This is a genomic window from Pseudonocardia spirodelae (assembly GCF_037727765.1).
In the GTDB taxonomy this organism is placed as follows: domain Bacteria; phylum Actinomycetota; class Actinomycetes; order Mycobacteriales; family Pseudonocardiaceae; genus Pseudonocardia; species Pseudonocardia spirodelae.
On sequence record NZ_JBBJUP010000011.1, the window covers coordinates 140,534 to 160,408 of the forward strand.

The following is a 19,875-nucleotide window of genomic DNA, read 5'->3' on the forward strand; positions in this document are numbered from 1 at the left end:
GGCCACGGCCGGGCGGTCGTGGCGCGGTGTGCGGGGAGGTGCGTCGGTGCGGGTCGGTGCGGGCGAGGTCGAGGGGCCGGTCGTCGTCGGGGGAGCGGCGGCGGTCGGCCGGGTGGTCGACGGTGCCGGCGGGGTCGGCGGTGCCGGGGGGGCCGGCCCGGTCGGGTCGGCCGCCGAGCGGCTGGCCCGGGCCCGGCGGGTCCTGCACCGCACCGAGACCCGGACGGGCCTGGAGCGGTCCCGCCCGGCGCCCGCGCCGCCCTGCCCGGTGGCCGGGGCCGATCTGCTGCCGGAGGCGCCGGCCCGCACCACGGGGACCGTCGACGCGCGCCCGCCGGCCGAGGCCGACCTGCTGCCGGTGCCCGGCCCGCTGGCGGGGCTGCTGCCCGGGGGCGGGCTGCGGCGGGGCTCCACCGTCGCGGTGGGGGCCGGTACCGGGGCCGGGTCGCTGCTGTTCGCGCTGCTGGCCGCCGCCTCGGCGGAGGGGGCCTGGGCGGGTGTGGTCGGGCGCCCCGGCCTGGGGGCGACGGCCGCGGCCGAGGCGGGGGTCGTGCTGGACAGGCTGGCGCTGGTCCCCGACCCGGGCGCGGACCTGGTGGGGGTCACCGCCGCGCTGCTCGACGGGCTGGACCTCGTGGTCGTCGCCGGGCCGGAGCGGGCCGGGCTGCGCGCCGGGGACCGGCAGCGGCTGGCCGCGCGGGCCCGCCAGCGCGGCGCGGTGCTGCTCGCGCTGGGCGGCTGGCCGGGGGCGGACCTGCGCCTGCACTGCACCCGGCCGCGCTGGGAGGGCGTCGGGCGGGGCACCGGACGGCTGCGGTCGCGGCGGGTCGAGGTCCGTGCGGAGGGGCGCGGTCTCGCCCCGGCGGGGCGGGGCGTCGAGGTGCTGCTGCCGGGGCCCGGCGGGGCGGTCGGACCGGCCCCGGCGGCCCCCGTGGTGGCGCCGGTGCGGCCGTACGCGGCTCCGGTGGCGGTGCCCGCCCCGGCGACCGCGCCGGGTCTCGCGGACGGCGCCGCCGTCGTCGTCGTCCGGCCCGTCGCGCGGGCGGCGGGGTGAGCACGGGGAGCGGCGCGGCGGCCCGGTCCGCACCCGACCCGCGGGTGCTGGCGGTCTGGTCCCCGGACTGGCCGGTCACCGCCGCCGCGCGTGCGGCGCACGTCCCGGCGCACCGGCCGGCGGCGGTGTTCCACGCCAACCGGGTCCTGGCCTGCTCGGCGACGGCCCGTCGGTACGGCGTCCGCCGGGGGCTGCGCCGCCGGGAGGCGCAGGCCCGGTGCCCGGAGCTCGCCGTGCTCGCCCCCGACACGGGGCGCGACGCGCGGCTGTTCGAGCCGGTCGCGGCCGCGGTCGAGATGCTCGCACCGGGGGTCGAGGTGGTGCGGCCCGGACTGCTGGTGCTGCCCGCCCGCGGCCCGGTCGGCTGGTTCGGCGGGGAGCGCGCCGCGGTGGAGCGGCTGATCGACCAGGTCGCGCTGCACGCCGGGACCGAGTGCCAGATCGGGGTGGCGGACGGCATGTTCGCCGCCGAGCTCGCCGCCCGCCGGGGCCGCGGCGTCCCGCCCGGGCGCTCCGCGGAGTTCCTCGCCCCGCTGGAGGTCGCCGAGCTGGACCGGGATCCCGACGTCGACCGCGCGGCGCTGGTGGACCTGCTGCGCCGGCTGGGGCTGCGCTCGCTGGGGGCGTTCGCCGCGATCGCCGAGTCCGACGTCGCGTCGCGCTTCGGGGCCGACGCGGTGGCCGCGCACCGGCTCGCCCGCGGGCTCGACCCGCGCCCCCCGGCCCGGCGGGTCCCGCCGGAGGAGCTGTCCGCGGCGGTCGAGCTCGACCCGCCGGTGGACCGCGTCGACGCCGCGGCCTTCGCCGCGCGGGGGCTCGCGACGCGCCTGCACGAGGTGCTCGCGGGGCACGGTCTGGCCTGCACCCGGCTGGGGGTGCACGCGCGGACCGAGGGCGGTGAGGAGCTGCTGCGGGTCTGGCGCTGCGCCGAGCCGCTGACCCCGGCCGGGACGGTCGACCGGGTGCGCTGGCAGCTCGACTCGTGGCTCGGGCGGGGCGGCTCCGGCACGCTGGTCGCGCTACGGCTCACGCCGGAGGACACGGTGGTCGCCGGGGCGCTGCAGCGCGGGCTGTGGGGCGACGTCGGGGAGGGCGACGAGCGCGCCGGCCGCGCCCTGGTCCGGGTGCAGGCCCTGCTGGGCCCCGGCGCGGTGCTCACCGCGGTCCCGGCCGGTGGGCGGGACCCGGGCAGCCGGGTACGGCTGGTGCCGTGGGGCGACGAGCGCGTCGTCGAGGCCACGGCGGTCCCGCCGCGACCCGGTCCCGACGCCCCCGGCGGGGCCGCACCGGCCGATGGCCGTGCCCCCGGCGGGGTCACGACGGCGACCGCCGCGGGTGGGGCCGGTGGGGTCGCGACGGCGCCCGCCGCCCGTGCCGCCGGCGGACGGCCGCCGTCCGACCCGCCGGCCACCTGGCCCGGCCGGCTCCCTGCCCCCTCACCGGCGACGGTGCCGCCGGACCCGGTCCCGGTCCGGCTGCTCACCGCGGACGGGGCGGAGGTGGCGCCCGCGGCACCGGACCTGCTCGACGGCGTCCCGCGCCGGGTGGCGGGCGACGGCTCCGACCGTGAGGTCACCGGCTGGGCCGGGCCGTGGCCGGTGCACACCCGGTGGTGGGCCCCCGACGGCCCCGGGCCCGTCGTCCGGCTGCAGGTCGTGCTCGCCGACGGCACCGCCCTGCTGCTCGTGCACCGCTGCGGGCGCTGGGAGGTGGGCGGTGTCTACGACTGAGCCGGCGCCGGGCGGGCGCCGGTCAGCGCCGCGGCACCCCCGTCAGGTCCACCGCGAACCGGCCGATCGCCGAGGCCATCGCCGTCACGTTCCGGTCCAGCGCGGTCAGGTCGATGTTGGTCAGCCGGTCGCAGGGGGTGTGGTAGCACTGGTCGTAGGACTGGCCCGCCGTGCCGCCCCACTTCTGCGCCTGCTCCGGGGTCTTCTTCTCCTCGGCGCCGGTGAACAGCCCGCCCGCCGGGATGCCGGCCTCGATGAACGGCCCGTAGTCCGAGCGGCCGTCGAACGCGGTGCCCTCGGGACCGGGCACGCCCGCGGCGACCAGGGACTCGGTCAGCACGCGCTCGGCGGTGTCGGAGCCGGCCGGCCCGGCGGTGCCGCCGAGGCCGTCGGAGTCGTCGCCGTCGTAGACGAGGTAGGCCGCGTTCGGCGAGGCGACCATGTCGAAGTTCAGGTACAGGGCGATCCGCGCCCGGTCGGTCTCGGAGAGACCCTCGACGTACTTCGTCGCGCCGACCAGGCCGATCTCCTCGGCGCCCCACCAGGCGAAGCGCACCTTCTGGCCGACCGGCGGTGCGCCGCCCAGCGTGCGGGCGATCTCCAGCAGCGCGGCGCTGCCGCTGCCGTTGTCGTTGATGCCCGCACCCTCCCCGACGCTGTCGAGGTGCGCCCCGGCGACCACGACGCGGTCCGGGTCGCCGGTGCTGGTCTCGGCGATCACGTTGCGGGAGCTCTGCTGCTGGATCGTGGTGTCGAGCAGCAGGGTGGCCTGCTGGCCGTCGCGCAGGGCGGCCCCGGCGGTCCGGGTCACCGACGCCGTCGGCACCACGCCCGGGGTGTCGTCGAGGGTGGCGGGCAGCGCCGCGTCCTCGGTGTTGACCACGAGCACCGCCGCCGCGCCCGCGGCCCCGGCGAGCTGGGACTTCTGGCCGAACGGGCAGACCCCCCGCTCGACGACGGCGATCGCCCCCGCGGGCATGCCCGCGTAGTCCGCGGCGTCGCAGCCCGGGGTGGTGTCCTGCGGGGTGCGCGGGCGCAGCGACAGCGGCGCGGTCAGCCCGCCCGGCGCGGTCGCGGGGGAGAAGCTCAGCACCTCGGTCGTCACCGGGGCACCGGCGACGGTCAGCCGGGCGTCGCCCGCGGAGAAGGTCCGCACCTGGAAGGCCGGCGTGGACACCTCGAAACCGCTCTCGCGCAGCACCCCGGCCACGTGCTCGACCGCGGCGTCGTACCCCGGGGTGCCGACGGCGCGGTTGCCGCCGTTCGCGTCGGCGAGCCGCTGCAGCTCCTCCAGCTCGGCCCGGGCTCCGTCGCCGCCGACCGCCGCGGCGAGCCGCTGCGGCAGGCCGGGGTCGGCCTGCGCGGCCGCGGCACCCCCACCGGATCCGGTGGACGTCCCGAGCGACGCGGTGCCCGGCGCGGCGGGGGCGTTCGCGCAGGCCGCCAGTGCGACCGTGGCGGCCACGGCCGCGGCGACCCGGACCGTCCGTCCCCCGAGCCGGCGGCCGCGCCCGCCGTGCGTCGTGCTCGCCCGTCCCATGGACCCACCCCCGCTGTCCGGCCCGCCGGGCGGGCCCCGTCCGCGCCGTGCTCCGGCGCTGCTCGTGCGTGTGCGGCGCCCCTGCGGAGCCGCGGCGTGGGCCCAGCATCCGGCATCGGGCGTGGTCGTGCCGTGAACCGGCGATCACGACACGACGTCGCGAGCACGACGGTACGGGGCGGGACGGATCCGGCGCAGCGGACGAACCGGCCACGGCGCCCACGATCCTCGGGTGATCCACACCCGTGTCTCAGTCGGCACACAGGTTCGGCTGGTGAACTCGGAGACGTCGGTGGAACGGGATGCACACCGCCCCACCGGCACCCGAGGGGTCCGTCCGGGTGGCCCGCGGAGCCGGCGCTGGGGAGCGGCCGGTGCCCGCGCCGGAGCCCGGATCCGCCGTGCGGGGCCGACCGGCGCTGGGGAGCGGCCGGCCGGCCCGCACGGCGACGCCCGCCCCTTCCCGGGGCCCCGGCTCCGGTGACCCGATCTGATCGAACCGATGTTCGAGTACGATGGACGGGTGGGCTGGCAGAACCCGGACGTCCCGTGGACGGAGCTGGAGAGCGCGCTGTCGGGCCGTGCCGTGCGCGACGGGTCGAGCCTGCGGGGCGGCCCGGAGGCCGACTGCGGGGACGCACCGGCCTGGTCCGCCCACCGCGGCCCCTACGTCCCGCCCGCGGACCTGCGTCCGGCGGCGACCGGCGCGGTGCCCTACGCGGAGCTGCACTGCCACTCCCACTTCAGCTTCCTCGACGGGGCGAGCGCCCCGGAGGAGCTCGTGGAGCGGGCCGCGGAGCTGGGCCTGGAGGCCGTCGCCCTGACCGACCACGACGGGATGTACGGGGTCGTGCGCTTCGCCGAGGCGGCACGGGAGCTCGGGGTGCGCACGGTCTTCGGCGCCGAGCTGAGCACCGGGCTGTCCGCCCCGCAGAACGGCGTCGCCGACCCGGAGGGCGAGCACCTGCTGCTGCTGGCCCGCGGCCCCGACGGCTACCGCGCGCTGTGCCGCACGATCTCGACCGCGCAGATGCGCGGCGGGGAGAAGGGGCGCCCGGTCTACGACCCGGACGAGATCGTCGCCGACACCGCGGGCCGGGTCGTGGTGCTCACCGGCTGCCGCAAGGGCGCGGTGCGCCGCGCCCTGGACCGGGAGGGCCCGGCGGCGGCCGCGGCGGCGCTGGACCGGCTGGTGGAGCGTTTCGGCCGGGAGCACGTGCGGGTGGAGCTGACCGTGCACGGCGAGCCGGGCGACACCGAGCGCAACGACGCGCTGGCCGCGCTGGCGGCCCGCGCCGGCGTCGCGACCGTGGCGACCACCGGGGCGCACTACGCCACCCCCGACCGGGCGCCGCTGGCCGCGACGGTGGCCGCGGTGCGGGCCCGGCGCAGCCTCGACGAGATCGACCCCTGGCTGCCCGCGGCGGGAACCGCGCACCTGCGGTCCGGGCAGGAGATGGCGCTGCGGTTCGCCGAGCGCCACCCCGGCGCGGTGGAGCGCGCGGCGGAGCTGGGCCGCGAGCTGGCCTTCGAGCTGCACCTGGTGGCGCCGGACCTGCCGCCGTTCGACGTCCCGCCCGGGCACACCGAGACGACCTGGCTGCGGGTGCTGACCGAGCGCGGCCGGCTGGAGCGTTATGGCAGCTATGACGAGAACCCGGTCGCCGCGCACACCGTGCAGCGCGAGCTGGCGATCATCGAGGGGAAGAACTTCCCCGGGTACTTCCTGATCGTCCACGACATCGTGGACTTCTGCCGCCGCGCGAACATCCTGTGCCAGGGCCGGGGCTCGGCCGCGAACTCGGCGGTCTGCTACGCACTGGGCATCACCCACGTCGACGCCGTCCGGCACGGGCTGCTGTTCGAGCGGTTCCTGTCCCCGGACCGCGACGGCTACCCCGACATCGACCTCGACATCGAGTCCGGCCGCCGCGAGGAGGCGATCCAGTACGTCTACCGCCGCTACGGCCGGCTGTTCGCCGCCCAGGTCGCGAACGTCATCACCTACCGGCCGCGCTCGGCGATCCGCGACACCGCCCGCGCACTCGGGTTCTCACCCGGCCAGCAGGACGCGTGGAGCAGGCGGGTCGAGCGCTGGCACGCCCTGGAGGCGAGCGAGCTCCCGCAGGAGATGCCGCCGCTGCTGCTGGACCTGGCCGGGCAGCTGCTCGGGGCGCCCCGCCACCTGGGTATCCACTCCGGCGGCATGGTCATCTGCGACCGGCCGGTGTCCGAGGTCGTCCCGGTGGAGTGGGCACGGATGGCCGACCGGACCGTCGTGCAGTGGGACAAGGAGGACTGCGCCGCCGCCGGGCTGGTGAAGTTCGACCTGCTCGGGCTGGGGATGCTGACCGCGCTGCACCTGATGCAGGACCTGGTGGCGGCGAGCACGGGCGAGCGCGTCGAGCTGCACGCGATCGGCGAGTCCGACCCGGCGGTCTACGCGATGCTCGCCCGCGCCGACTCGGTCGGGGTGTTCCAGGTGGAGTCGCGCGCCCAGATGGCGACCCTGCCGCGGCTGCGCCCGCGCGAGTTCTACGACCTCGTCGTCGAGGTGGCGCTGATCCGGCCCGGCCCCATCCAGGGCGGCTCGGTGCACCCCTACATCCGGCGCCGCAACGGGCTGGAGGAGTGGGACCACGACCACCCCCTGCTCGCGCCGGCGCTGCACAAGACGCTGGGCATCCCGCTGTTCCAGGAGCAGATGATGCAGATCGCCGTCGACGTCGCCGGGTTCACCGCGGCGGAGGCCGACGAGCTGCGCCGGGCGATGGGGTCCAAGCGCTCCACCGAGCGGATGGAGCGGCTGCGCGGGCGGTTCTACGACGGGATGGCGGCGAACGGGATCACCGGCGAGCTCGCCGAGCGGATCTTCGCCAAGATGCTGGCCTTCGCGAACTTCGGCTTCCCGGAGAGCCACTCGATCAGCTTCGCGGCGCTGGTCTACTACTCGGCCTGGTTCAAGCTCTACCACCCGGCCGCGTTCTGCGCGGGCCTGCTGAACGCCCAGCCGATGGGGTTCTACTCGCCGCAGTCGCTGGTGGCCGACGCCCGCCGGCACGGTGTCCGGGTGCGCCGTCCCGACGTCAACGCCGGGCGCGCCGACGCGATCCTCGAACCGGACGGGGACAGCGCCGGTGGCTGGGCGGTCCGGCTCGGGCTGGCGGGCGTCCGCACGGTCGGGGAGGACCTGGCGACGGCGATCGACGCCGAGCGCGCGGCGGCGGGGCCGTTCGCCGACCTGCCCGACCTGGCCCGCCGGGTCCGGTTGACCGGCCCGCAGGCCGAGGCGCTGGCGACGGCGGGGGCGTTCGGCTGCTTCGGGGTGCAGCGGCGGGAGGCGCTGTGGGCGGCCGGCGTCGTCGCAGGGGTGCGCCCGGAGCACCTGCCGGGCACCGCCGTGGGCTTCGACGCCCCCGCGCTGCCGGGCATGACCGAGGCGGAGCTGACCGTCTCCGACGTGTGGGCCACCGGCGTCTCCCCGGACAGCCACCCGGTGCAGCACCTGCGGGCGGACCTCGACGCGCTCGGCGCGGTCCGGATCGACCGGCTCGACGCGCTGGGGCGCCGCGCCGGTCCGGACGCGCCGCCCCGGGTGCTCGTCGGCGGCCTGGTCACGCACCGGCAGCGGCCGGCGACGGCGGGAGGGGTGACGTTCGTGAACCTCGAGGACGAGTCCGGGATGCTGAACGTGACCTGCTCGGAGGGACTCTGGGCGCGGTACCGCTCGGTGGCGCTGGGCAGTGCGGCGCTGCTGGTCCGGGGGCGTCTGGAGCGCAGCCCGGAGGGGGTGCTGAACCTGCTGGCGGACCGGCTGCAGCGGATGCCGCTGGCGGTGAAGGTCTCCTCCCGCGACTTCCGCTGACCCGGCCGGGGACCTCCCGGGACGCCGCAGGCCCCGCCGGGGGGAGCCGGCGGGGCCTGCGGTGCGCGGGTCAGGACTTGACGATCGGGCCGCCCATCGCCATCGCGCGTCCGCCGAGGGTCTGGCCGAACGCGTCGAACAGGATGTAGGCGAACACGACGCAGAACGCGAAGGTCGTGATCCCGGCGATCGGGAACAGACCGGCGTTGCCCGCGGTGACGCCGATGTAGGCCAGCACGAAGGTGATGTCGACCAGCACGAAGCCGATGGTGAACATCAGCGGCAGGCGCAGCGTCGCCAGCGTCAGCAGCACGAACACCAGCGTGAACGACAGCAGGTAGGTCGACTGGATCGACCCGATCTGCTCGGTGGACAGGGCCTGGCCGGTGCCGGCGTCGATGATCCAGCCGTTGTTCAGGGCCATGAGCAGCACGCCGAAGCTCGTCCAGAACGCGGAGAACACACCGAAGATCGCCGCGGTGACACTGTCCCCGACGCGCAGCGCGACCATCGCCGACAGCAGCAGGAACAGGCCCGCCGAGAAGGTGACGATGGGGATCATGCCGCCGGGCAGGGCGGTGGTGTCCAGGTAGCCGACGAACCACAGGCCCAGCGTGATGCCGGACGGCAGGAAACAGATGAGGCCCATCAGGGCCGGGTTGGCGGCCGGGGGTGCGGCGGCCGGGGCGGGCGGGGCAGCAGCGGCCTGCGCCCCCGCGGTGTCGCTCTCCACGCTCATGGAAAACTCCTCGTCGAGTTCGTGACCGGTCGAGCACCGGCGGTGTGATTCTGCTCTCGTGGAGATCGTTTCGCGCCCTCCGTACGGCCAGACCCCGACCTGTACTCCGGTCGCACGCGATCGGAACGTCGTCGCAGGTCGTGGGGTCGGCGTCCCCTACTTCCGCGGCACGCCCGCGTCGTTCGGTCAGGTTCGCCGCCGTGCTCGCGTACCTGAGAGGATGGGGTCGTGAGCGCACGCGTGATGGACGGCAAGGCGACGCTGGCGGAGCTGCTCGAGGACCTGCGGGCCCGTGTCGAGAAGCTGGCCGCCGCCGGGGTGACCCCCGGACTCGGCACGGTCCTGGTGGGTGACGACCCCGGATCGCACGCCTACGTGCGCGGCAAGCACCGCGACTGCGCCAAGGTCGGGATCACCTCGCTGCAGCGCGAGCTGCCCGCCGACGCGAGCCAGGCGCAGGTCGAGGACACCATCGACGAGCTCAACGCCGACCCGACGTGCACCGGCTTCATCGTGCAGCTGCCGCTGCCCGCCGGTCTGGACGCCGGTGCCGCGCTGGAGCGCGTCGACCCGGCCAAGGACGCCGACGGCCTGCACCCGACGAACCTGGGCCGGCTCGTGCTGGGCGAGCCCGGTCCGCTGCCGTGCACCCCGCGCGGCATCGTCGAGCTGTGCCGGCGCTTCGGGGTCGAGCTGGACGGTGCCCGGGTCGTCGTCGTGGGCCGTGGCGTCACGGTGGGCCGCCCGCTGGGGCTGCTGCTGACCCGTCGCTCGGAGAACGCGACGGTGACCCTGTGCCACACCGGGACCCGGGACCTGACCGCGCACCTGCGCGAGGCGGACGTCGTGGTCGCGGCCGCGGGCCGGGCCGGGCTGATCACCGCGGACCAGATCCGGCCGGGTGCGGCGGTGCTGGACGTGGGCGTCACCCGTACCGACCTCGGCCTGGTCGGCGACGTGTCGCCCGAGGTCGCCGAGGTCGCCGGGCTGCTCGCGCCGATGCCCGGTGGTGTGGGCCCGATGACCCGCGGGATGCTGCTGACGAACGTGGTCGAGGCAGCCGAACGCAGCGTGTCGGAGTGAGAGTCGGTACCGGACGCAGCTCGTCGGAGTGAGCGGACGGCCGGGGACCCGGGGGGTGGCGATGGCGACGACGCGGTCGGGGCACCGTCTGCGGGCGCGCCTGCGGGCGCACTGGCCGCTGCTCGTCGTCCTCGGCATCGCGCTGGTCGGGCTGCAGCGCGTGCTCACCGAGCACTGGCGGGAGGGCTCCGCGGCGCTGGGCGTCGCCATGCTCGCCGCGGCCGGGCTGCGCGTGGTCCTGCCCCCGGACCGGGTGGGCCTGCTGGCGATCCGGGGCCGCTACGCCGACGCGCTGGTGTACGGCGGGTTCGGCGTCGTCGTCCTGCTCCTGGCCCTGACGATCACCCAGGGCTCGCTGACGATCAGCTGACCGGCGGCGCGGGAGCAGGGGCGTCGGTCAGCTGCGGCTGCCGCCGGTCGTCTCCGGTCCGGCCGGACGCCGGGTGGGCGGGCGGCGCGGACCGGCGGGGCGCTTGCTGCCCGGCCGGCCGGGGCCGGTACTCGTCGCGCGCGGCGCGCGCAGCGGCACGCCCGGCGGGGCGGGGGAGCGCGGCCCGGTCGGTGCGGTGCGGGGCAGGACGGTAATGATCATCGCTAACGTTATTCTACCGGCCGGTACGCGCGATCCGTGACCGGGGTTGCTCCGGACGGGTTGCGTGACGTCGCCCACGGGTCCGGTCGTGATCACCCGATGATCGCAACGATCACCGCCCGCCCACCCGGTCGGCGGTGCTCCGTCGCCGGTGGACCCACGGATGGTGGTCGCCCCGCCGTCTGTACCGCGAGCATGATCCTCCGTCATGACCGATCGCAGCGGCCGGATCGTGGACATCCTGGTGACCGCCTTCGACGACCTGATGACGGCCGATCCGGCGGCCTTCCGCACCAAGTTCCGCAAGATGGCGGCCGACCCGTTCGCCTTCTACCGGGGCAGCGCCTGCCTGTTCTACGACGACGTCGCCGGCCGCGACGACCCGTGGGTGGACGAGCGCACCAGCCGGGTCTGGATCCAGGGCGACCTGCACGCCGAGAACTTCGGGACCTACATGGACGGCGACGGTGTGCTCGTCTTCGACGTCAACGACTTCGACGAGGCCTACCTCGGCCACTGGACGTGGGACGTCACCCGGTTCGCGGCCAGCCTCTGCCTGCTCGGCTGGCAGAAGGCGCTGCCCGACCGGACCCTGTCCGAGCTGGTCGAGGGCTACTGCCGCGGCTACCTGGACCAGGTCCGGCACTTCGCCGACACCGACGACGACACCTTCGCGCTGCGCCTGGACACCACCGAGGGCCCCGTCCACCAGGTCCTGCAGGCCGCGCGCACACGCAGCCGGGTCGGCCTGCTCGACGCGATCACCGAGACCGAGGGCTTCGACCGGATCCTGCGTCCCGGCCCCGGCCTGCGCGCCCTCGACGACGACGAGCGCGCCCGCGTCACCGCCGCGTTCGAGGCCTACGTCGAGACGATCCCGGAGGCGCGCCGGCACCGCGGCGTCGCCTACACCGTCAAGGACGTCGCCGGGCGGTCCGGCGTGGGGATCGGCAGCGCGGGCCTGCCGACGTACACGGTCCTGGTCGAGGGCCTGAACCAGGCGCTGGACAACGACATCGTGGTGTCGATGAAGCAGGGCAACGTGGCCGCGCCGTCGCGGGTCGTCACCGACGAGCGCGTGGCCGGCGCGTTCCGCCACCACGGGCACCGCACCGCGGTGTCGCAGCGGGCGCTGCAGGCCCACGCCGACCCGATGCTGGGCTGGACCGAGCTGGACGGCGTCGGGTTCGTCGTCGCCGAGGTGTCGCCCTACGAGGCGGACCTGGACTGGTCGGAGCTGACCGAGCCCGACGAGATCGCCCCGGTCGTCACCGACCTCGGCCGGGCCACCGCGAAGATCCACTGCGTGTCCGACGCCGACGCCGACCACTCCCTGGTCGGCTTCCGGGTCGAGGAGGCGGTCGCCGCCCGCACCGCCGGGCAGGAGGACGCCTTCGTCGAGTGGGTGGTCGGGTTCGCCCACGACTACGCCGCGACCGTGCGCGCGGACCACGCGCTGTTCGTCGACGCCTTCCGCGAGGGCCGCATCCCGGGCGTCAGCGCCGGGTGAGACGCGACGACGGCCCGCCCTCCCGGAGGAGGACGGGCCGTCGTGACGCGGGTGTCGCTACTTGCCCGCGAAGCCGTCGATCGCGGCGTTGAACGTCGCGCTCGGGCGCATGACCGCGTCGGTCCGCGCGCGGTCGACGTAGTAGTAGCCGCCCAGGTCGACCGGCTCGCCCTGCACCGCGTTCAGCTCGCCGACGATCGTGTCCTCGGCCGCGGCCAGCTTCTCGGCCAGCGGCGCGAAGATCGCGGCCAGCTCGGGGTCGTCGGTCTGGGCGGCCAGCTCCTGCGCCCAGTAGAGGGCGACGTAGAAGTGGCTGCCGCGGTTGTCGAGCTCGCCGACCTTGCGCGAGGGGGACTTCCCGTTCTCCAGCAGCGAGCCGGTGGCGGCGTCGAGGGTCCGGCCCAGCAGCTCGGCCCGCAGCGGCTCCTCGGTCTTCGACGCCAGCATCTCCAGCGAGACGGCCAGCGCGAGGAACTCGCCCAGGGAGTCCCACCGCAGGTGGTTCTCCTTCTGCAGCTGCTGGACGTGCTTGGGCGCCGACCCGCCGGCGCCGGTCTCGAACAGGCCGCCGCCGTTCATCAGCGGGACGATGGACAGCATCTTCGCCGACGTGCCCAGCTCCATGATCGGGAACAGGTCGGTGAGGTAGTCGCGCAGCACGTTGCCGGTGACCGAGATGGTGTCCTCGCCCTTGCGGGCCCGCTCCAGGGTGTAGCGGGTGGCCTCGGCGACCGGGAGGATCTCGATGGTGAGCCCGTCGGTGTCCTGCTCGCCCAGGTAGCGCTCGACCTTCGCGATCAGCTCGGAGTCGTGGGCGCGGGAGGAGTCCAGCCAGAAGACGGCGGGGGAGCCGGTGGCGCGGGCCCGCTCGACGGCCAGGCCGACCCAGTTGCGGATCGGGGCGTCCTTGGTCTGGCAGCCGCGCCAGATGTCGCCCTCGGCGACCTCGTGCGACAGCTTCTCCTCGCCCGAGGCGGCGTCGACGACGCGGACGGTGCCGGCGGCGGGGATCTCGAAGGTCTTGTCGTGGCTGCCGTACTCCTCGGCCTTCTGCGCCATGAGGCCGACGTTCGGGACGGTGCCCATCGTCGTCGGGTCGAAGGCGCCGTTGGCCTGGCAGTGCTTGACGGTCTCGTCGTAGAGCGGGGCGTAGGACGAGTCCGGGATGACGAACTTGGTGTCCTGCAGGGCGTCGTCGGCGTTCCACATCTGGCCCGAGGACCGGATGGCGGCCGGCATCGAGGCGTCGATGATGACGTCGCTCGGCACGTGCAGGTTGGTGATCCCGCGCGAGGAGTCGACCTGGGCCAGGGCCGGGCCGCTGGTGTAGGCGTCGGTGATGGCCTTCTCGATGGCCTCGCGCTTGTCGGCGGGCAGCTTCTCCAGGGCGGTCAGCACCGAGGCGAGACCGTCGTCCGGGTCGGCGCCGACGGAGGCCAGGTCGTCGCCGTAGGAGGCGAAGACGTCGGCGAAGTAGGCGCGCACGGCGTGCCCGAAGATGATCGGGTCCGAGACCTTCATCATCGTGGCCTTGAGGTGCACGGAGAACAGCACGCCGTTCGCCTTCGCGTCGGCGACCTGCTCGGCGAGGAAGGCCTGCAGGGCCTCGCGGCGCATGACGGCGCCGTCGAACACCTCGCCGTCCAGCAGCGCGACCTTCTCCTTGAGCACCGTGACGGTGCCGTCGGCGGCGACGTGCTCGATGCGGACCGCGCCGTCACCGGCGGCGGTGAACGAGGTCTCGGAGTGGCGGAAGTCGCCGTCCTCCATCGTGGACACGTGGCTGGTGGAGTCCGGGCTCCAGGCGCCCATCGAGTGCGGGTGCTTGCGGGCGAAGTTCTTCACCGACAGCGGCGCGCGGCGGTCGGAGTTGCCCTCGCGCAGCACCGGGTTGACCGCGGAGCCCTTGACCGAGTCGTAGGCGGCGCGGGCGGCCTTCTCCTGCTCGCTCTGCGGGTTCTCCGGGTAGTCCGGCACGTCGTAGCCGGCGCCCTGCAGCTCCGCGATCGCGGCCTTCAGCTGCGGGATCGACGCCGAGATGTTCGGCAGCTTGATGATGTTGGCGTCCGGGGTCTTCGCCAGCTCGCCCAGCTCGGTCAGCGAGTCCGGGACGCGCTGGGCGTCGGTCAGCCGGTCCGGGAACTTGGCCAGGATGCGCGCCGCGAGGGAGATGTCGCGGGTCTCCACGTCGACGCCGGCCTGGCCGGCGAAGGCCTCGATGACCGGCAGGAAGGAGTGGGTCGCCAGCGCGGGCGCCTCGTCGGTGTACGTGTAGATGAGCTTCATCGCGTCCTCTGGCCTGCCTCGGCTCGTCGTCGTGTCTGCTGCTCGTGGGGCGAGCGAGCGGGTCGCGGCGACGCCGGCGGCGTGGCGACCCGCTGACTGCGGCACACGCTATCCCCTGGCGGCCCCCGGCCGCCCGCAGGAGTAACCGGTCCGACACCCCCGGGCGGTGGATCGGCCGGGCGTGGCCGAGCGGCTACCGTACGTGCGTCCGGGACGTCGGTGGGAGGGGAACGGCCGTGGCGAAGGTCTTCGGGCTCACCCGGAAGTCGATCCTGAAGGGCTGGCCGCTGGTCGGGCTCATCGGCGTCGGCCTGACCGTGGTCGCCCTCGGCTACGGCGGCGCCACCGGCAACATCGAGACGACCGGCTGCCGGGTCGTCGTGCAGGGCGACCAGGTGACGGTCCGCTCCGCGCCCAGCTCGTCGGCGTCGCCGGTGGCCACCATCCCGGGCGGCACCGAGGTCGAGGCCGAGACGATCGTGGACTCCGGCTGGCGCAGGCTCGCCGAGGGCGACCGGTGGGTGCCGGTCGACTCCGTCGCCGCCACCTCGGGCAGCCGGTGCTGAACCGCTCGCGCAGTGTGATCGCGGGTGCGGCACAGTAGGGCCGTGGTTCCTCCTGCGCTGGCGACCGTGAACGTCAACGGTGTGCGTGCCGCGTGCACCAAGGGGCTGCTGGGCTGGCTCGCCGCGACCGACGCGCGGGCGGTGTGCCTGCAGGAGGTCCGGGCGCGGCCCGAGGAGCTGCCCGCGGCGTTCACCGACGCGCTGCGCGCGGGCGGCTGGCACCTGCGGCTCGCCCCCAGCGAGACCGCGAAGGGCCGCAACGGCGTCGCCGTGCTCAGCCGCGACGAGCCCGAGGCGGTCCGCGTCGGGTTCGGGCACGTCGAGACCGACCTCGACGGCCGCTGGATCGAGGTCGACCTGCCCGGCGGGCTCACCCTCGCCTCGCTCTACCTGCCCAAGGGGCAGGCCGGCACGGACCGCCAGGACGCCAAGGACGCCTTCTGCGCCGCGCTCGGCGACCACCTGCGCACCGCGTTCGACCGCGCCGCCGCGAGCGGGCGGGAGATGGTGGTCGGCGGGGACTGGAACATCGCCCCCACCGAGGCCGACCTGCGCAACTGGCGCGGGAACCGGCGCAACTCCGGGTTCCTGCCGCACGAGCGCGAGTGGTTCGCCAAACTGCTCGAGCACGGCTGGCGCGACCTGGTGCGCGAGCGGCACCCGGGCGTCGACGGGCCGTACTCGTGGTGGAGCTACCGCGGGCGGGCCTTCGACAACGACACCGGCTGGCGGATCGACCACCTGCTCGCCACCCCCGGCGTCGCGGACGCGGCGCGCGAGGCCGTCGTGGACCGGGCGCCGGCGCACGACCGGCGCTTCTCCGACCACGCCCCCGTCATCGTCCGGCTGGCGGCCGCGTGATCGCCGGGCGGATCGTCGGCGGGCGCTACCTGCTGCTCGACGAGCTGGAACGGCGCGCGTTCGGGCCCACGCACCGGGCCGAGGACCGGATCACCGGCCGCACCGTCGCCGTCACCGAGATCGCGCTGCCGCCGGTCGCCGGGGTGCGGGAGCGGCTGCTGACCGAGGTCCGCGCGGCCGGGCGGCTGCGGCACCCGTCCGTGGTCGGCGTGCTGGACCTGGTCACCGACCGGTCCTCGGCCGGGGAGATGCGCGAGTACCTGGTCACCGAGCACCCCGACGCGCGGCCGCTGCCCGCCGTCGTGGACGGGGCGGCGCCGTCGTCGCGGCAGGTCGCCCGGCTGGGGCGCGACGTCCTGGCCGCGCTGCGCGCGGTGCACGAGGACGGCACGACCCACGGCGCGCTCGACGCCCACGCCGTCCTGGTCACCGGCGACGGCCGCGCCCTGCTCACCGACGTCGGCCTGGCCCGCGCGGTCGGCCCGCGGCCCGGCACCGCACCCGTCGCGCCGCCGGAGGGGGCCGACACCCCGGCCGCGGACCTCTGGTGCCTGGGCGCCGTGCTGCGCGCCGCCGCGGGCGACGGCCTGCCCCCGGGCGGCGCGCTCGCGACGGTCGTCGACGGGCTGACCGCCGACGACCCCGCGCAGCGGACCGCGCCGGAGCCGGCCGCGGCCCTGCTGGAGCGGGCCGCGCGGCCCCGCACCCCCGGCGGGGACCTCGGGCGCAACCGGTGGATCCTGCTGCTGGTGGCCGGGGTGCTGGCCGTGGCCGTCGTCGTGCTGCTGGTGCTGACCGTGCTGTGAGCACCCGCCCGGGAACCCGGCTGCGCACCGGCGCGGGCGGGGCCAGGATGGGGGCGTGAGCGAGACCGTCGAACACCCCGCCGACCACCCGCGCGTCGCCGCCGTGAAGGAGGCGCTGCGCCGCGCCGGCGCCGACCCCGCCTCCATCGCGGGCCTGGTGCTGCTGCCCGACGCCGTCACCACCGCGGCCGCGGCCGCCGACGCGCTGGACGTGGAGGTCGGGCAGATCGCGAACTCGCTGGTCTTCGACGCCGACGGCGCCCCGCTGCTCGTGCTGACCTCCGGCGCCCACCGGGTGGACACCGGCAAGGTCGCCGCCCTGGTCGGCGCCCGCGAGGTCGGCCGGGCGTCGAAGGAGTTCGTGAACGCCACGACCGGGCAGGTCATCGGCGGGGTCGCGCCCGTCGGGCACCCGGCGCCGATCCGGACGCTGGTCGACGTCGCGCTGCGCGAGCACGAGCGGGTCTGGGCCGCCGGCGGGGTCGCCCGCTCGGTGTTCCCGACGACCTTCGACGAGCTCGTCGCCGTCACCGGGGGCACGCCCGCCGAGGTCGCCTGAGCCGTATTCCCGCGGCGGCGGTGATCCATCGCGGGCAACTCGACGCTCGCCGCGGTGATCGGCGGTACCTAGTGTGGGTGGTATGGCCGACACTCCTGCCGCCCCCGTCCCGGCCGAGGCCGTCCCCGCCGACTCGGCGGTCCGGCGCGCGCTGCGCCGGGTCCGCGACGGCTCCACCCTCGACGTCACCGAGGCCGCCGTCCTGCTCGCCGCGCGCGGCGAACAGCTCGACGAGCTGCTGGGCCACGCCGCCCGGGTCCGCGACGCCGGACTCGTCGACGAGGGCCGTCCGGGCGTCGTCACCTACTCCCGCAACGTCTTCATCCCGCTGACCCGGCTGTGCCGCGACCGCTGCCACTACTGCACGTTCGCGACCGTCCCGCACCGGCTCGAGAGCATGTACCTCGAGCGCGACGAGGTCGTGGAGATCGCCCGCCAGGGCGCCGCGCAGGGCTGCAAGGAGGCCCTGTTCACCCTCGGCGACCGGCCCGAGGACCGCTGGCCGCAGGCCCGGGAGTGGCTGGAGGCCCGCGGCTACGACTCGACGCTGGACTACGTCCGCGCCTGCGCGATCGCGGTGCTCGAGGAGACCGGGCTGCTGCCGCACCTCAACCCCGGCGTCATGAGCTGGGAGGAGATCACCCGGCTCAAGCCGGTCGCGGCCAGCATGGGGATGATGCTGGAGACGACCTCGCAGCGGCTGTTCGAGGCCGGCGGACCGCACTTCGGCAGCCCCGACAAGGAGCCCGCGGTCCGGCTGCGCACCCTGACCGACGCCGGCCGGGTCGGCGTCCCGTTCACCACCGGCATCCTGATCGGGATCGGCGAGAACCGCACCGAGCGGGCCGAGTCGCTGTTCGCGATCCGCTCCGCCGCGCGCGCCCACGGGCACGTGCAGGAGGTCATCGTCCAGAACTTCCGGGCCAAGCCGGACACCGCGATGGCGAACGACCCCGACGCCGACCTGCACGACCTGGCCGCCACGATCGCCGTCGCGCGGCTGGTGCTCGGGCCGAAGGTGCGGCTGCAGGCCCCGCCGAACCTCGTCGGGTCCGAGTTCTCCCTCATGCTGCGCGCCGGGATCGACGACTGGGGCGGGGTGTCCCCGGTGACCGTGGACCACGTGTCCCCGGAGATGCCGTGGCCGGCCGTCGACGAGCTGGCCCGGGTCACCGCCGCCGAGGGCTTCGAGCTGCGCGAGCGGCTCACCGCGTACCCGAAGTACGTGCGCGCGGGGTCGCCGTGGATCGACACCCGGCTGCTCGGCCACGTCGGCGCGCTCGCCGGTCCGGACGGTCTCGCCGACCCGGACGCCCCCGTGACGGGACGGACCTGGCAGGAGCCCGACGGCGGGTTCGACTCGTCCGGGCGCACCGACCTGCACGCCACGATCGACACCACCGGGCGCACCGAGGACCGGCGCAGCGACTTCAGCGACGTCTACGGCGACTGGTCCGAGGTCGCCGCGTCGCTGGAGTCCCAGCGCGCCGCGGCGCCGCAGCGGCTCGACGGCGACGTGCGCGCCGGGCTGGACCTGGCCGCGTCGGACCCGGCGGCGCTGCTCGACCCGGCCCACGAGGCCGCCGCGATGGCGGTGCTGACCGCCGACGGCGCCGCGCTGGGCGAGGTCGTCCGCCTCGCCGACGACGTCCGCCGGTCGGTCAACGGCGACGACGTCACCTACGTGGTCAACCGGAACATCAACTTCTCGAACGTCTGCTACGTCGGCTGCCGGTTCTGCGCGTTCGCCCAGCGCGAGCGCGACGCCGACGCCTTCCGGCTCTCGCTCGACGAGATCGCGACGCGCGCCGCGGAGGCCGCGAACGACGGCGCCACCGAGGTCTGCGTGCAGGGCGGCATCGACCCGCAGCTGCCGGTGTCGTTCTACGCCGACCTCGTGCGCGCCGTCACCGGGGCCGTGCCGGGCATGCACGTGCACGCCTTCTCCCCGATGGAGATCGTCTCCGCGGCGGCCAAGGCCGGGGTGTCGATCCGGGAGTGGCTCACCGAGCTGAAGGCGGCCGGGCTCGGCTCGATCCCCGGCACCGCCGCGGAGATCCTCGACGACGAGGTCCGCTGGGTGCTGACCAAGGGCAAGCTGCCGGCGTCGCAGTGGATCGAGGTCGTCTCGACCGCGCACGAGCTGGGCATCCCGTCCAGCTCGACGATGATGTACGGCCACGTCGACGAGCCCCGGCACTGGCTCGGGCACCTGCGCACCCTCGCCTCGATCCAGGACCGTACCGGCGGGTTCACCGAGTTCGTCCCGCTGCCGTTCGTGCACCACAACGCGCCCATCTACCTGGCGGGCATCGCCCGCCCCGGCCCCACCGAGCGGGACAACCGGGCCGTGCACGCGTTCGCCCGGCTCGCGCTGCACGGCCGGATCGACCACGTCCAGTGCTCGTGGGTGAAGCTCGGCGACGACCTGGCCGCGGACATCCTGGCCGGCGGCGCCGACGACATGGGCGGCACGCTGATGGAGGAGACCATCTCGCGGATGGCGGGGTCGGAGAACGGCTCGGAGCGCTCGGTGGAGGAGCTGACCGCCATCGCGAAGGCCGCCGGGCGCCCGGTACGGCAGCGGACGACGACCTACCGCGGGGAGCCGCGCCGGCTGACACCGTCGCGGGCGGTGGGCCCGCGGCTGCTGCCGCTGTCCACCGCCTGAGCGCCGCACCGGT

15 protein-coding genes are annotated in these 19,875 nt (G+C 75.8%); 11 read left to right on the top strand and 4 right to left on the bottom strand.

Features of this window, described 5'->3' with window-relative positions:
- The first annotated feature begins 46 nt into the window (after window positions 1-46).
- The gene (locus WJX68_RS15290) at window positions 47-1,054 is read left to right on the top strand and encodes a hypothetical protein (protein ID WP_340291304.1); all 1,008 of its coding nucleotides are present in this window, start codon (window positions 47-49) and stop codon (window positions 1,052-1,054) included.
- Window positions 1,051-2,784, top strand: a complete 1,734-nt coding sequence (locus tag WJX68_RS15295; RefSeq protein ID WP_340291306.1) for a DNA polymerase Y family protein — start codon at window positions 1,051-1,053, stop codon at window positions 2,782-2,784. Before WJX68_RS15290 ends, WJX68_RS15295 begins: the two co-directional genes overlap by 4 nt.
- Window positions 2,785-2,806: 22 nt before the next feature.
- Here the strand turns inward: WJX68_RS15295 and WJX68_RS15300 are convergent, their stop codons facing one another.
- The gene (locus WJX68_RS15300) at window positions 2,807-4,324 is read right to left on the bottom strand and encodes a M28 family peptidase (protein WP_340291308.1); all 1,518 of its coding nucleotides are present in this window, start codon (window positions 4,322-4,324) and stop codon (window positions 2,807-2,809) included.
- Between the two features lie 523 nt (window positions 4,325-4,847).
- On the opposite strand from WJX68_RS15300, the gene WJX68_RS15305 reads away from it, so the two are divergent.
- Window positions 4,848-8,189, top strand: a complete 3,342-nt coding sequence (locus tag WJX68_RS15305; protein WP_340291373.1) for an error-prone DNA polymerase — start codon at window positions 4,848-4,850, stop codon at window positions 8,187-8,189.
- Between the two features lie 70 nt (window positions 8,190-8,259).
- On the opposite strand, the gene WJX68_RS15310 is transcribed toward WJX68_RS15305, so the two are convergent.
- The gene (locus WJX68_RS15310; RefSeq protein ID WP_340291309.1) at window positions 8,260-8,928 is read right to left on the bottom strand and encodes a GPR1/FUN34/YaaH family transporter; all 669 of its coding nucleotides are present in this window, start codon (window positions 8,926-8,928) and stop codon (window positions 8,260-8,262) included.
- A 228-nt stretch (window positions 8,929-9,156) separates the two neighbouring features.
- On the opposite strand from WJX68_RS15310, the gene WJX68_RS15315 reads away from it, so the two are divergent.
- Together WJX68_RS15315 and WJX68_RS15320 are read left to right on the top strand one after the other, a co-directional pair.
- Window positions 9,157-10,011, top strand: a complete 855-nt coding sequence (locus WJX68_RS15315) for a bifunctional methylenetetrahydrofolate dehydrogenase/methenyltetrahydrofolate cyclohydrolase (protein ID WP_340291311.1) — start codon at window positions 9,157-9,159, stop codon at window positions 10,009-10,011.
- A 61-nt stretch (window positions 10,012-10,072) separates the two neighbouring features.
- Window positions 10,073-10,381, top strand: a complete 309-nt coding sequence (locus WJX68_RS15320; RefSeq protein WP_340291313.1) for a DUF3017 domain-containing protein — start codon at window positions 10,073-10,075, stop codon at window positions 10,379-10,381.
- A 27-nt stretch (window positions 10,382-10,408) separates the two neighbouring features.
- Here the strand turns inward: WJX68_RS15320 and WJX68_RS15325 are convergent, their stop codons facing one another.
- On the bottom strand, window positions 10,409-10,603 hold the full coding sequence (locus tag WJX68_RS15325; protein ID WP_340291315.1) for a hypothetical protein: 195 nt from the start codon (window positions 10,601-10,603) through the stop codon (window positions 10,409-10,411).
- 208 nt (window positions 10,604-10,811) lie between these two features.
- Between WJX68_RS15325 and WJX68_RS15330 the strand changes: the two genes are divergently transcribed.
- Complete coding sequence (locus tag WJX68_RS15330; RefSeq protein ID WP_340291317.1) at window positions 10,812-12,113, top strand: DUF2252 domain-containing protein; 1,302 nt, start codon at window positions 10,812-10,814, stop codon at window positions 12,111-12,113.
- Between the two features lie 57 nt (window positions 12,114-12,170).
- On the opposite strand, the gene WJX68_RS15335 is transcribed toward WJX68_RS15330, so the two are convergent.
- Window positions 12,171-14,399, bottom strand: a complete 2,229-nt coding sequence (locus WJX68_RS15335) for an NADP-dependent isocitrate dehydrogenase (protein WP_340291319.1) — start codon at window positions 14,397-14,399, stop codon at window positions 12,171-12,173.
- 236 nt (window positions 14,400-14,635) lie between these two features.
- On the opposite strand from WJX68_RS15335, the gene WJX68_RS15340 reads away from it, so the two are divergent.
- The 5 genes from WJX68_RS15340 to WJX68_RS15360 all read left to right on the top strand — a co-directional run bounded on the left by WJX68_RS15340 (window position 14,636) and on the right by WJX68_RS15360 (window position 19,862).
- Entirely contained in the window at window positions 14,636-14,965 is a 330-nt protein-coding gene (locus WJX68_RS15340; RefSeq protein ID WP_340291321.1) for a hypothetical protein, read from the top strand.
- Between the two features lie 42 nt (window positions 14,966-15,007).
- Window positions 15,008-15,826, top strand: coding sequence for an exodeoxyribonuclease III (locus tag WJX68_RS15345; protein WP_340291323.1), 819 nt, complete (start codon window positions 15,008-15,010; stop codon window positions 15,824-15,826).
- The gene (locus tag WJX68_RS15350) at window positions 15,823-16,632 is read left to right on the top strand and encodes a protein kinase domain-containing protein (protein ID WP_340291325.1); all 810 of its coding nucleotides are present in this window, start codon (window positions 15,823-15,825) and stop codon (window positions 16,630-16,632) included. The genes WJX68_RS15345 and WJX68_RS15350 overlap by 4 nt, the downstream gene beginning before the upstream one ends.
- Before the next feature lie 55 nt (window positions 16,633-16,687).
- Window positions 16,688-17,191 carry a YbaK/EbsC family protein gene (locus WJX68_RS15355; protein ID WP_340291327.1) on the top strand — a complete coding sequence of 168 codons (504 nt, stop codon included), beginning with the start codon at window positions 16,688-16,690 and terminating at the stop codon, window positions 17,189-17,191.
- Window positions 17,192-17,273: 82 nt separating this feature from the next.
- The gene (locus WJX68_RS15360; protein WP_340291329.1) at window positions 17,274-19,862 is read left to right on the top strand and encodes a bifunctional FO biosynthesis protein CofGH; all 2,589 of its coding nucleotides are present in this window, start codon (window positions 17,274-17,276) and stop codon (window positions 19,860-19,862) included.
- Window positions 19,863-19,875 lie beyond the last annotated feature (13 nt).